The organism is Microcoleus sp. (assembly GCF_041354475.1).
Lineage (GTDB): Bacteria > Cyanobacteriota > Cyanobacteriia > Cyanobacteriales > Microcoleaceae > Microcoleus.
On sequence record NZ_JBGJZU010000041.1, the window covers coordinates 1 to 13,821 of the forward strand.

10 protein-coding genes and 1 tRNA gene are annotated in these 13,821 nt (G+C 45.6%); all 11 read right to left on the minus strand.

All coding sequences use genetic code 11. The features are described 5' to 3' along the window. Positions 1-173: 173 nt before the first annotated feature. Positions 174-1,703 carry a slipin family protein gene (locus ACBR23_RS16210; protein WP_371116444.1) on the minus strand — a complete coding sequence of 510 codons (1,530 nt, stop codon included), beginning with the start codon at positions 1,701-1,703 and terminating at the stop codon, positions 174-176. A gap of 161 nt (positions 1,704-1,864) precedes the next feature. Continuing rightward, positions 1,865-2,068 (minus strand): hypothetical protein, encoded by a 204-nt coding sequence (locus tag ACBR23_RS16215; RefSeq protein ID WP_371125662.1) that lies wholly within the window; start codon positions 2,066-2,068, stop codon positions 1,865-1,867. Between the two features lie 147 nt (positions 2,069-2,215). Beyond that, a tRNA-OTHER gene (locus ACBR23_RS16220) sits at positions 2,216-2,285 on the minus strand. A 790-nt stretch (positions 2,286-3,075) separates the two neighbouring features. Continuing rightward, positions 3,076-4,560: a DEAD/DEAH box helicase gene (locus tag ACBR23_RS16225; RefSeq protein WP_371116456.1), complete on the minus strand. Its 1,485-nt coding sequence runs from the start codon at positions 4,558-4,560 to the stop codon at positions 3,076-3,078. A 587-nt stretch (positions 4,561-5,147) separates the two neighbouring features. Further along, entirely contained in the window at positions 5,148-6,464 is a 1,317-nt protein-coding gene (rimO, locus tag ACBR23_RS16230) for a 30S ribosomal protein S12 methylthiotransferase RimO (RefSeq protein WP_371119934.1), read from the minus strand. 106 nt (positions 6,465-6,570) lie between these two features. Beyond that, positions 6,571-7,194 (minus strand): Uma2 family endonuclease, encoded by a 624-nt coding sequence (locus tag ACBR23_RS16235; protein WP_371119935.1) that lies wholly within the window; start codon positions 7,192-7,194, stop codon positions 6,571-6,573. 110 nt (positions 7,195-7,304) lie between these two features. Further along, positions 7,305-7,940: a Uma2 family endonuclease gene (locus ACBR23_RS16240; protein WP_371116463.1), complete on the minus strand. Its 636-nt coding sequence runs from the start codon at positions 7,938-7,940 to the stop codon at positions 7,305-7,307. 410 nt (positions 7,941-8,350) lie between these two features. Continuing rightward, positions 8,351-9,388 carry a D-alanine--D-alanine ligase gene (locus ACBR23_RS16245; RefSeq protein ID WP_371119936.1) on the minus strand — a complete coding sequence of 346 codons (1,038 nt, stop codon included), beginning with the start codon at positions 9,386-9,388 and terminating at the stop codon, positions 8,351-8,353. Positions 9,389-9,390: 2 nt separating this feature from the next. Continuing rightward, complete coding sequence (locus tag ACBR23_RS16250; protein ID WP_371119937.1) at positions 9,391-10,785, minus strand: ATP-grasp domain-containing protein; 1,395 nt, start codon at positions 10,783-10,785, stop codon at positions 9,391-9,393. A gap of 494 nt (positions 10,786-11,279) precedes the next feature. Beyond that, complete coding sequence (locus ACBR23_RS16255; protein WP_371119938.1) at positions 11,280-12,083, minus strand: O-methyltransferase; 804 nt, start codon at positions 12,081-12,083, stop codon at positions 11,280-11,282. 2 nt (positions 12,084-12,085) lie between these two features. Then, a complete protein-coding gene (locus tag ACBR23_RS16260; RefSeq protein WP_371116467.1) occupies positions 12,086-13,324 on the minus strand; it encodes a sedoheptulose 7-phosphate cyclase in 1,239 nt (412 codons plus the stop codon). Positions 13,325-13,821 lie beyond the last annotated feature (497 nt).

Consider the following 13,821-nt stretch of genomic DNA (forward strand, 5'->3'; position numbering starts at 1 on the left):
CTACTCCTTAAGATTTAGATCCCCCTAAATCCCCCTTAAAAAGGGGGACTTAAAGACTCTTTCCCCCCCCTTTTTAAGGGGGGCTGGGGGGGATCTTTGGGTTTGAAAACACGCCCTAGGGGGGTGGGGCGGGTGACTTGTTCCTTCTTCACTAGATCTTCTTCCTTCTGCTATCACTCTCGATTCATCCGAATTAAATCCGTCAAAATATTATCTAAGCCCCCATTAACTTGAATCCGGTCGATCTTCTCCGCAATCCGTTCCAAAACCTCCAATTCCTTCAAACGCAAAGCCACAGGATTATCCTCCATCACCTTCGCAGTATTCAACATACTCCGAGTAGCAGCAGTCTCCTCCCTGCGCCTAACTCCATTTGCTTGAGCCAATTTTTCCGCTTCCACAACCTTGCTCAAAATCGCCTTAATTTCACCAGGTAAAATAATATCTTTGACACCCACAGAATCGACTTCAATACCATAATCTGTGGTTTTAGCGCGGATGTATTCAGATATACTGCGATCGATCGCACCTTTGCTATCCAACAACCCATCCAGAGTCTGTTCCCCCACCGCACCGCGCAAAGCAAACTGCAATTCCTTGTACAAAAATCCCGTAATATCGGACAAGCCATTTTTTGCCATCAGCGGATCTCGGATGCGGTATCCAGCCGTCAAATTCAAGCGCAAAGGTACTTTATCCTTTGACAAGATATCTTGACCAGATACCTCAATATTTTGTAAGCGCAAATCAATTACTTCCGTTTGAAAAGAGCGCCCAAACTTCCACCAAGCATGAATTCCTGGTAGCAATTGCGATTGAAACTCTTGGTTTATATACAATAGTCCAACGTGCTGTGCTGGAACTTCACAAAGATGCAAATACTTGGCACAGGTTGATAGAGCTTCTGGGGAACCAGCAACCAACTCAGCTATTAAACGGAGGTCTAAATTAACATCAGTATTAATGTCGATTATTTCCACGTCAACACCTTGCCAAAATAGCTGGCGGCTTGTCGGTGGCAAAAAAGCAATAACTTTTCCTCGATCGCGCACGATCGCAATTTGATGACCCAGTAATTGCACGAGTTCGCAGTAGGCTGCTACAAAATCGGGATGTTTTTCAATTAGGACATTTGCTTGGGGAAATTCAGGATTAGGAATATTTCGATCCAGAGTTTTAACTGCCACATTTCGATCCACAGACCAAAAAGTGTATTCTCCTGATTCTAGAGGGCGTACAAAATTATTCTGCACGTACAGCAAACCTAGTTCATACTCAGAGACTTGGAAGTTTTTCAGTCCTTGCAAAAAAGTGAGCGATCGCACTTTTTGCACAAACTCACCAGGCAATTCCAAACTCTCGTCTAAATTGAAAACATGAGATTCTACTTCAATAAAACCGCGCCAAAATGCCCGCAATTGATTCGGTAAAATACTGAGCCAATTTTGACCCAAACGAACTAAAGCTGTTTGATTGAATGCGGTTCTGACAATCGAAAGATGTTCTTGTAATTCTGTTCCGTGGTTTCTTAGCAACAGTTCTAAGTTGTCAATCTTAGCTTCTGGCTGATTGAGATCGTAGCTTTTTATGTTCCAATGGCTACCGAAATAAGTGTATGTACCGGGAAGCAAAATTTTCTTAAAGTCGCTGCGGTGATATAAAATTCCGATTTGGTTAGGTTGGATATAAAAGGTTTTCCACATAGAAATTTTAATAGATAATTTGGGCAAGCGAAACCAGCGAGGCAGATTTAATTTAAACATCGATCGCCTTTTGGAATTTAGCTGTAATACTTATACTACAATATTTTTTTTAACTCTGCAAGTACAAGTGTTTACAGTTCAGATGCGGGCAAAAGCACCTCCTAGACTGGATTAAGATTGTCACTACTTCTGCTAAATCGCCTTTCGGTAATCTCGAAAAAAATAGTAATGCTCAAATACGCCGATCGCCCCACCAATCCAGCATCCCCGCAGGAAAACCAAATGCAAGCAACGCGAAGGAACACACTCAAATCAGGGAGAGATACAGTTGCACTAGCTTCTTGGCTGCTAACAAACACTTGCATTACAGAGTAATTCACACAAACGATTAAGCTGCTTTGTCCTTAACAAAGTGCCCGTACCCAGGGCCAGGGTTTTTTAAAGTACAGGATTTGAACCTGTTACAAATTGATTATTAGTCAATTCGCTCTACCAATTGAGCTAACTTTGTGGGGCTGATACAGGACTCGAACCTGTGACACTTCGGAAAGCCGATCGCTCTACCAACTGAGCTAATCAAACAATATAGTTAAAAGTACCTAGCGGTATACGCTCCAACCAAAGGTAGGCGCACCAGTCGGGTATATAAAACCCAAACTATAGCTTGTAACTTTTTCGCTATCCCGGCTTCAATATAGCATATTCAGTCTTGGACGCATGGGGACTCAGAAACCGGGTTGTTTGGGAAAATACTTCCTTACAGCCGCCAGATTAGTTGACACTCCTCGGCTTGAAAGCACGAGGATTCTTGGATCAATCAGTCAATTTGCTCGTTGATGTTGCCACCATTGAGTAGAGATTGTTCTGTCCCCAAGCGTTTATTTCGGCGTGCCCCGCCGTATTTAAATTGATTCCTGATTGCTTCATATCAAATCCGTTGACATCGGAATTATTATTTCTCTCTTCTCTTTCTCTGTGTCCTCTGTGTCCTCTGTGGTTTAATCATTCCGATACAACCGGAATTAATATCAAACCTTTAGCTAAAATGTTTAGCGCGGCGTTGTGATCGCGATCCAATAACGTTTTCAGCGTAGAATTAGTTACAGAAATTGTCCGATCGCTAACTTGCATCTTTACTTACCTAGTCGTTTTAAAGCTTGCTGAATTCCTTTCTCAAAAGCCAGAATTTCGCTATTATTAATCTCTCTCTTCTCTTCCTTCGCGTCATGAGCACCTTCGCGGTTAAATCATTCCGATACAACCTGAAACGATATCACACCCTTGAAACAAAGTAGAGATGCGATCGACGATCGCATCTCTACCAAAATTTAAAGTAAGGCGCGCGCAGCGCACCCTACAAATTACCTACAAATTAGTAGTTTTGTGGAACCGGAGAACCTGACGCTCCTGAAAGGCTCGGTGACGCAGTGTTACTTGGTCCCGTACCATTCTTAGGCCGCTTCTTGATCAAGATCGGCTTCACACCATTTTCGGCGATCGGGGGATCTTCTTGTTGAGCGTAATCCGCACCCATCCAAGCTGGACGGCTTTGATCGAAAGCCATTTGCAAAGCAGCAGCGGCGATCGCGTGGGAGTCATACTCCTCAGACAACTGAGACACCAGAGGCAAGAAAGATGCCATCCGTTCCCCAGCCAAGGCTTCGCGAACCTTAGACTGCATCTTTTCCAACTGCCGCGCTTCTATTTGCGCCCGCGTCGGAATATTTCGCACCGTCAAACTTTGGCGAACGTGACGTTCGATCAAGCGGAGTTTCCGTCGGTCTACTGGTTGGATCAGCGTAATTGCGGTTCCTTCCCGACCAGCCCGGCCCGTGCGGCCGATCCGGTGAACGTAGCTTTCCACGCTGTCTGGTAAATCGTAGTTAATTACGTGAGTCAAGTGATCCACATCCAAACCGCGGGCTGCAATATCAGTCGCCACTACCCAGCGCACCTGACATTGGCGGAACCGCGACAGCAAACGTTCCCGCTGTGCTTGGTTCAAATTACCGTGATATTCATCAACGCTGTGGCCTGCTGCTTGCAGTTGGCTGGTGAGTTCCGCCGCCGACTGCCGAGTCCGCACAAAAATCAGCGCCGATTCCGGGTCTTCCATTTCTAGAATTGGCTGCAAAGCTCTTGCCTTCGACCAGCCGCGGGGAATCATGTAGACGCCTTGGCCAATGCGCTTCGGCGTTGCTTTTGGTTGTTCTACGGTGACGTTAACTGGATTGCACAAATGCCGTGCCACCAATTTGCGAATGGAAGGTTCCATTGTCGCCGAGAAAAATGCCGTTTGACGTTCTTTTGGTGCTGCATCCAAGATTTTTTCCACATCTTGAATAAAGCCCATGCTCAGCATTTCGTCAGCTTCATCCAAAACCAACCATTTCACTCTGTCGAGTTTCAGGCTTCCCCGGCTCAACATATCCAAGATACGTCCGGGTGTACCGACCACAATGTGAACGCCACGTTTCAAGCGCTGCATTTGGCGATCGATCGACTGACCACCGTACACCGTCAAAACTTGTAGAGAGCGACCTAATTTCACCGGGCCATCATTACTAATGCCGCTCAAATCGCGGATGGCTTCAGTTACTTGCATCGCCAATTCGCGAGTTGGTGTCAGCACCAGTGCTTGCACCGCAGTTACATCTAAATCAATCCGCTCCAAGATGGGCAACGAGAATGCTGCCGTTTTGCCCGTTCCAGTTTGGGCTTGACCCACAACGTCGCGACCTGCTAGCAAGTGCGGAATTGCTTGTACTTGGATGGGAGTAGGTTCTGTAAAGCCTAGTGTTTCCAGATGGAGAACGAGTTCTTCCGAAAGACCCAAGCCTTCAAACAATAAATTCATTAATGCTCCTAATAACGAGTCTTAGCCTTCTAAGTCGCCCAACTCGGATGCGGATTTCTGCTCTAGGGCAGGAACTCATAAGAGTTCTGTATGGTGCTGCGCCTGCGCGCACCTTTTTAAATAGCAATCGAGTATAGGGCAGCTCCGTCGATGGTGACTAATTTACCAATTCGACAGCCGTCTTTGATTTTGTGACATGACCTACAAAAACCGCCAGCGGTTTGTTGTAAGCTTCCAACAGCCTTGAAAAGCATATTGAACTTCCTTTGAGGTACTCGCCAGTTTTCCCTCTTGGGCTTTTTATAGTGAGGATTATGACTAGCCCCACTTCACTAAATAGTAGTAACCACGTTTATTGGTTCAGGCGCTATCCCGCAATCTTTCGTCTACGGGATTAAGTAAGGGATGTAGCGACCGTCACCGCCTATCAGCTCTACACTTCTTCGGCATACCGTTGTGGTGTGGGACCGACGGCGAAGCAATCTAGGATCATCCCGCTTATGTCTGGCTTGTTACTACATTATAGCTCTTTACATTCAGAAACAAAACATTAAATTTGTTAAAACTTTCTGATTGTTCTGTAGAGACTAACTACTGACTTGACCGTAAAGGTCGTAGACGTCTGCACCAGTAATTTTCACGGATACCATTGAACCGAGCCTCGCTGGTCCTGTTACATAGACGAGTCCGTCTACTTCGGGGGAGAACCGGGCGGATCTACCAATCAACTCACCTGTCTCTGGTTGTTCTTGTTCTATCAGGACATCGACTACCTGACCGACAGATGCTTGATTCTTTTTCAATGATATAGGTTGTTGTGCCGCCATTACTGCATTTCGCCGCATTTCCATTATTTCTGCTGGTAATTGCTGAGGCAAACTGTAGGCTGGCGTTCCTTCTTCTGGGGAAAATACGAAAACTCCTACGTGATCGAATTCGTGGCGCTTGACAAATTCCAGCAAGTGTGCTGCGTGTTCGTCTGTTTCGCCGGGGAAGCCGACAATAAAAGTTGTCCGCATTACCGCACCGGGAATTGATGCTTTCAGCCGATCGACTATAGCATCATTAATCCCAGCTTGAAAAGGCCGATTCATCGCCCGCAGAATTTCGGGATGGGAATGTTGCAGAGGTAAATCCAAGTATGGCAAAACGTTTGGCGTTTCTCGCATTGCCTCGACAACTTGCGGAGTCAGACCTGTAGGATAGGCGTAGTGCATCCGAATCCAAGGTACATCTACTTTACCCAAAGCCCGAAGCAGTTCGGCTAGTTTGGGTTCGCCGTAGATATCTTTCCCGTAGTTGGTGGTAATTTGAGAAATTAGGATAATTTCCTTTACCCCTTCGGAGGCTAATTGCTTAGCTTCGGCGACAATAGATTCGATGGTGCGCGATCGCTGATTTCCGCGCAAGTGGGGGATGATGCAAAAAGCACAGCGATAGTCGCAGCCTTCGGCTATTCGCAGATAGGCGACACCTTCCGATGTCGTGCGGTAGCGGGGAGTGGTTTCATCAGCGATGTAAGTTGGTTCCTTCGAGACGAGGGAAACTCGATCGCCTTTTTCCACCTGTTGCATTACATCGACTATTTTATGATAATCGCCAGTGCCGACTATTGCGACGGCTTCGGGCAATTCGTCGAGCAATTCCTGTTGAAAATGCTGTGCCATACAGCCGGTGATGACTACTTTTTTCTTAGCTTCGGCTAATTCTACCAGGGTGCGGACTGATTCTTCTCGCGCAGCTTGGATAAAACTGCAAGTATTGACGACGACGTAATCCGCTAATTCTTCATTAGAATCGACTTCATAGCCTGCTTGGGCCAGCAAGCCAATCATGTGTTCGGTATCAATGCGATTTTTTTCGCAACCGAGGTGGGTAAATGCGATCGTTGGCTTCGTTGCCATGCAGTAATATTTGCTGTTGCGCTATTTTCGAGAACGTTTTATGATATCACACAATTTGATAAATTGCAATGTGTCGGTGGATCGACCTTTGCATAATTTTTACTCGCTAGTTTGGCAAGCCAGCCCGGAAAATCTGTTCGGCCGTTAATTTCAATTCTGGAAAAGTCAGCGACTCAACCCTCTCGCTTCCCCTAAACTGTTTGACCTGATACTCTCCATCTACTAATTGATAAACCGAAAGTGTTGGTTGTTTGGGATTACCGATAAACTTGCGGCCGCCCAAACCTAAATAATCGACAATCCAGTATTCGGGAATGCCCATTTCTTCATAGTCAAAAGCTTTGAAAAAATAATCATCCCGCCAGTTCGTGCTGACTACCTCTACAGCCAGTCGCACCGAAGACCCCATCGTGATGACGGATTCTTTTTTATAGCGCGGTTCGTTTGCAAGTGCGGTTCTGTCTAGGACTATTACGTCTGGCTGATAACCCGCTTCGTCACGGGAAAGCTTGAGTAAGCAATCACCAGGGATTGAGTAGGGTAATTCACGACGGTCAATTTCAACTGCTAGTTTCAAGTTTATAAAACCCGTAACATCCGAATGGTCGCCGGTTCCTAAAGGCATTTCAACAATTACTCCATTGTGTAGTTCGTACTTATGGACAGAGTTCTCTGGATACCAAGCAACGAACTCATCAAACGTGATTGTTTTGGATATGGTTTGGATCATGTTGCTGTTTCCTCTGTCTGGTGATTAGTATGCGGAAAGCTAGAAGATTACACAATATACAGAGTACAATTTTTGATATTCTTTTGATACCCGATCGCCCCCCAGTCCTTCTAGCTTGGCTCAGTTGGAGGCAGACCGGCTCGAAAAATCACCTCGGCCGTCAACCTCAACTCTGGGAAAGCCAGCGACTCAACTGTGTCATCTCCCCGAAACTGACTGATTTGATATTCCCCGTCAACTAGCTGGTAAACCGATAGTGTGGGTTGTTTGGGAGTACCGATGAACTTGCGGCCGCCCAAACCGAGGTAGTCCGCAATCCAGTATTCGGGGATGCCCATTTCTTCGTAGTCGGCGAATTTGAGATGGTAATCGTCCCGCCAGTTGGTACTGACGACCTCTACAACCAGTCGCACCGAAGACCCCATCGTGATGATAGATTCCCTATCCCAGCGCGGTTCGTTGACGAGAGCTGCTTCATCCAGGACAACTGCGTCTGGCAGGTAGCCCGCCTCGTTGCGGACGGGTTTGAGCAGGCAGTCACCGGGGATAAAGCAAGGCAATTTCAGTCGCCTGATTTCTGCGCTGATTTCGTCCCTGGTTAAACCTATAACGCGGGAATGGCGGCCGGTTCCTAAAGGCATTTCAACAATTACTCCATTATGTAGTTCGTACTTATGGACAGAGTTCTCTGGATACCAGGCAACGAACTCATCAAACGTGATTGTTTTCGATATGGTTTGGATCATGTTGTGGTTTCCTCTGTCTGGTGATTAGTATGCGGAAAGCTCAAATATTACACAAGTCCTGTTCCTATTTTAAAATGATACAGAGGACACGGCAGTGTCCATAGGTGTCAATTTAAGCTCTGGGCCCGCCAAATCCGTTAGTGGGCAGGCGAGTCCGACAGGGAATCAATTCCCTGTCTAATAGCAAAAGTCCTCTCAAAGAGGACTAATGAGTTCTTCAGTTCTCTTTGAGAGGACTGAAGAGTTAGTTGATGTGTATTGGTTTGGGGCAAATCGACCGTCGGTTTCAACCGACTTTAGCTATTAGACAGGGGTTTTAACCCCTGGCGGACTTGTGGGATGACTAACGGACACGGGGCGGGCTTTCAGGCTTAACTTGACACCAATGGGCACTGCCGTGTCCTAATTTCTTAGTTATTTGGGATTTCACATAAGGCGTTTTGCAACATACTTTCAAAAAAAGTATCCAGAGAAGTCCCTGATGCTTTGGCCATAGTAGAAAGCACACTTTTCTGAGCAAAAGAACAGTATAACCCCGCTTCCAAGAACCAAGGTTTTCCCTGCGGATCGATGCGAAAATCAAATAGACTATAATCGCGACAGCCCAAAGCGATGTGGCATTTTCTCGCCATCGCCCAAACTCTCTCCGTAATCGGATCGCTGGTGTCAACAATCCACGATTTGGTACTATCCTTAGAGGTCAAGCTCAAGTTGCCATCATCATTTTGTTTCAGCTTATCAGCATAACTCCGAATCGGTTTGGTATCAGCATCTAGAGCATACTCTTCTAGCGGTAAACAGACTAACTCGCCTGCTTTGACGATAATTCCACAGCGAACTTCTCTACCCAATTCAATGAATTTTTCTACTAGCACTTCATCTGAATGAGTTAATGCTGTCTCCAAAGCTGCATCATAGTCAGCAGCATTTTTCACGAAAGCCACTCCAATGGAATTATCACTATTGACTGGCTTAAGTACGGCTGGGAAATCAATCGAAGGTCGATCGCCCCCACGGACAATTTCTCCTAATGGTACACTTACCCCAGCGGCTGCTACCACTGCTTTAGCCTTCGCTTTGTCAGCCACCAGCGCCATTAACTCTGCGGGATTACCCACATAAGGAATACTCAGCAGATCGAACAAACTGCGGTATTGAGTCATGCCTGGGATACAAAACATCTGGGGGATCATTATGTCAATTTGGAGGTCGGTCAGCACCTGCACAGCGCCCGCTAAAGACATGGGATTAGCAGCCTCGATCGCACTTTGATCGAGAGAGGTAGGAAAACGCCATTGGCGATCGGGAGAAACATAGGCAATATGAAATTCATACAGTGCTGAATTAGCCGTATTCTCCAAACAATCTTGAGCATAAAGGCGCGACAAATTACAGTAAAAATCACTGACAGCCGATCCGACTAAATGCAAAACCCGTAATACTGACATACTCAATCTCCTCCTATTTCCACAAGTTTGCCAATATTAAAATCAATCCGAATCCACTCTTTCGGCTTCTGCAAATTTCCCCATAACAACAGTGGGATTTGCCAATGATGCACCATCAAAAATGGTAATGGATCGTTCCAATCGAAGATGGCATCTTTACCTTTGGTGATAATTTGTAACCGCTCAGAAATTAGCTTTGGCGACGACAAATTAGTCACCAATCGCCAAATTTCGTGGTAAATCCAGTAAGTCGGGCGACTAGATGCCAAAGGCTGCACAGTTTGTGGTAAAGAGTCGCGATCTAAATAAGCCTTAGCTACATCGGGATGGTTGTAAAACATCGTGATGGCTGAATGGGTGCGGGGATTACATTCGATCGCATAAATCTGTCCATCATCCGCCGCCTGAATGAAATCAAAGGAGACTTGTCCAGTCAAATTGAGGCTTTTGGCAAACTGACGAATCCAATTTTCGATATCCGGGCGATCGACATTTTCGTAGTTTACCTGAAATGCGGATGATTCACAGCAACAATGCAACTGAACATGACCATCACGGATTGTACTGTGAGTGCAGAACTCTTGTCCCGGAATATATTCTTGCATAATCCAAGGTTTACTCTCAGAAATTGGTAAAGAGTTGACAAAAGCGGCAGTCTCTGATGGGGTTTGGCAGGGTAATTTAGTTAAGTCTAATCTGCGGATAGAATCGTAGGGAATACTTTTGATAATGTATTTGCGCTGTGCACCAGTGAAGTCAAAATCGATTACTTGTTGGGGATTTGTGATTAGGTAAGACTTTGGAACTCGCAGCCCCAAGGCTTCCGCAGTGGCGGCAAATGTATATTTATCATCCAATCTTTGAAGGGTTTCCACATCGACGTGCATTACCGTACAGTGGGGAGAAAGCACCCTTTGGACTTCGGCATCGTAGTAACTGGCGACGGGACTGCACACGGGAACATAAACATTAACTCCCTCTTGTTGAACAATTTTTAAGAGTGCTTGGGAGTATTCTTTTGTCTGGGGATTTGGTACTGTGTAAAAGCGCTCGATCGCCCAAGAGTAACGATGACCAGTCAGCCAGTATTTCTCCGTTTCTATCAAAATTACTCGATGACCGGCTTTGTGGAAAGATCTCGCTAGCTGTAATGCCTTAGTCATCTTGCCCCCACTTATCAAAATTGTTTGGGGATTAGCTGTAGTCGGTGGAGACTGGAACGGTTTGATGATGATGGCTCTGAGCAAGGCTACGATTGTCAAAGCGAGATTCAGGGGCATTACTAATAGCAACAAAGTCAGAGTTACTATGGTTTTAAGTGCTGTTTGAAAGCGCCGAGTACCCGCATTTTTTTCCTGTTCAGATGGCATCGCTGCAACTGAAGCTGTTTCGATCATAATTTTCTAGTATGACAGTAAAAAAAATCCTAATTAATATTAAATCCGTTGGCATCGAAATTAATATGATCGCCAATCAGGAGACTGCACGTGCCCATAGGTGTCAACTTAAGCTGTCAGCGCACCAAGTCTGTCAGTCATCCTACGAGTCCGACAGAAGTCTCAACCCCTGTCTCATAGCTAAAGTCGGTTGAAACCGACGGTCGATTTGCCTGAAACTGACTGAAAATTTGCCTAAAACCCATACACATCAACTAACTCCTCATGAGGCAGGGGTCTCAACCCCTGTCTCATAGCTAAAGTCGGTTGAAACCGACGGTCGATTTGCCTGAAACTGACTGAAAATTTGCCTAAAACCCATACACATCAACTAACTCCTCAGTCCTCTTTTAGAGGACTTTAGCTTTGAGGCGGGGGTTTAAACCCCCGCCGGACTATGGGTTTGACCTTAAGTTGACACCAACGGGCACGGTGCCGTCTCCTAATTAATATTGCTAAACGCGCCGAATCAAGGTAATCCCATCTCTCAATGGCACTAACACCTGCTCTACGCGCGGATCGTCAACCAGAGCCTGATTGAATTTGGCGATCGCAATTCCGTTAGCATTAGTAGTACCAGACAAATAGGGCTGTCCCTGCATCAGAGTATTGTCAGCACAAATCAAGCCATTGGGAGCCAACAAACCAGTCGTGAGTAGTAAATCGAGATAGTCAGTGTATCCACCTTTGTCAGCATCGATAAACACCAAATCGAACACTTCTCCAGCATCAGCCAATTGTTTCATGGTTTCTAGGGCTGGTGCGACTCGCACTGAGATTTTGTGGCCAGCAGTCGATTCGTTGAAACACTTTTGGGCAAATTGTGCGACGTAAGTATCTACTTCGCAGGCGACTACTTCTCCATCAACAGGAAGGGCTTCAGCCATGGCTAGTGCTGAGTAGCCAGTGAACATCCCGATTTCCAGCACGCGCTGTGCTTTGGTGAGATGGACGAGAAATTTCAGCATTTGCCCCTCCACATGGCCGGAGAGCATCTCTTGTTCCAAGTGGCGCACTGTCTCGCCGTCGGAGAATCGCTGACTCCAATCTTCTGATTGGGTGCGTTTTACTAAGGTGGCTAAATCCGCAGATTCCGCTGTGGTGCAAAGGTTCAGGTAGGGATCGAGACCATTTGCTAATTCGTAGGCTTGTTGCAATTCTGCCTTGAAAGCTGGATCTAGATGATTGATTTTTTTTGCTTCCTCGACCAGACTTTCGAGTTTAGCCGCTAAAATCCCGACAGGGGTAACAGGTCTCATCTTTATACCCCGGCTTTGGAACGAGTTCCAACTTTGTCCAATACTACATACATATCCTCGCCATCACCATGGCGCGGGTAGCCCTGACAGATTTCTCGATGCACCGCTAGGGCTTCATCCAACTCAGTCCGAGTCAAGTCGTTCATGAAAAAGCATTCACCAATGGGCTTCGGTGCCGCCGCACGTTGAAGGCCATCGCGGGTACGGGCGATGGATGTTGTGGCTTTCCAGAGCAGTTCTGAGGTGAGATAAGGGCTATCAATTGCTAGTCCTAGGCGACTCATTAATCCTAAGATGCGATCGCGATCGGCGATCGAAATGTAGCCACGTTGTTGAGCAATCGTCGCCGAAAAAGCCATATCGATAGCGACACTATGGCCGTGGAACATCGGAATTTCCGGTGTTAGTTCCAGCGTCGGACTCCAAGTGTGACCATAAGCAATCACTCGATCCAAATCTAGCTCGTGTAGGTTTGGTACTTCTAATGCCAGCATTGACTCAATGGCGTTGTAGGTTAACCGATGTGCCACTTCGCGCAGTTCAGATGTGCCGTCTAGATACCCAAAATGGCTATGCAGCAATGCTTCGCCGTAGTTTTCCAGCAACTCAAAGATTTCTTTGTTTCCTACTACGGCGATCTTAATTAACTCTGCCATGCCGTTGCGTATTTGGTCGATCGGCAGAGTTTTTAGGAAGGAGAAATCTAAAATTACTTTCTTTGAGGCGTGGTAAGCACCGAGGCGGTTTTTCAGTTTACCGTGGTTCACAGCTACCTTGATCGCCACACTGGCATCAATCAGCCCAATTAGACTTGTTGGTACACGAATATAGTTAGTCCGACGGCGATAGGAGGAGCAGGCGAAACCAGTTACGTCAGTAGTCAATCCACCACCAACTACCAACACAGGTTCTTTCCGCACAAGTCCGAAATCAACGAAGGCATCTATGATGCTTTCAAAAGTTGTTAAGGTCTTATCGGGTTCCTTGATACTCACTGGAAAGACGGTTAAATCTATCTCGTGATATTTGAAATAAGCCTGCATCTGCTTGCCATACAGACCATACACTGTTTGGTCTACAACCATTAAACAGCGACAAAAGGGGCGATAGCTATCGGCAATTTCTGGATTTTCAAGTTTGAAAGCGCCATCTACATAGAGTAAGCTGAAATCAATTTTTTCGTACCCTTCAACATGAAAAGCACGGTCTGTCGCTGTAAACGTAGCTTGAATGTCACCCATAAGATTGTTGCAATTTCCGGCTGGTAAGTAACTGTAAGTATCCGGGCTACCCTCAAAATTATCAATCCCTTTTCTGGCAAGCTTTCTAGGTGTTAACTGAACAAATTGATTATTTAAGATTTCATTAACAATTGACCTGAAAATTAATTTTCAGGGCTGTTCGTTAAGAATACATTAAATACTGTTTATACAGTCTTTATGATGAAAGCTATCCTAGGATCTAGTTGAGACTGCCTTAATGCTTACACAAAACTTAACATAACGAATTTCTCATATTTGTGCAACCAGATTCATCTAAATCTCATAAAAATGTTGAGAAATATTAGATAGTTAGGGATTTTTAGTTAAAAAGTCGATCTTCATTCAGTATTTTATCAGTATTGTGTATAATATAATATTTAATAAATATAAATTACTTAGGTATGTCTATAAATGTATAAAAAAAATACATAAAATCGTGAGAGTATTTTATAGCAGTCGCCTTAACAGCCTTGGCG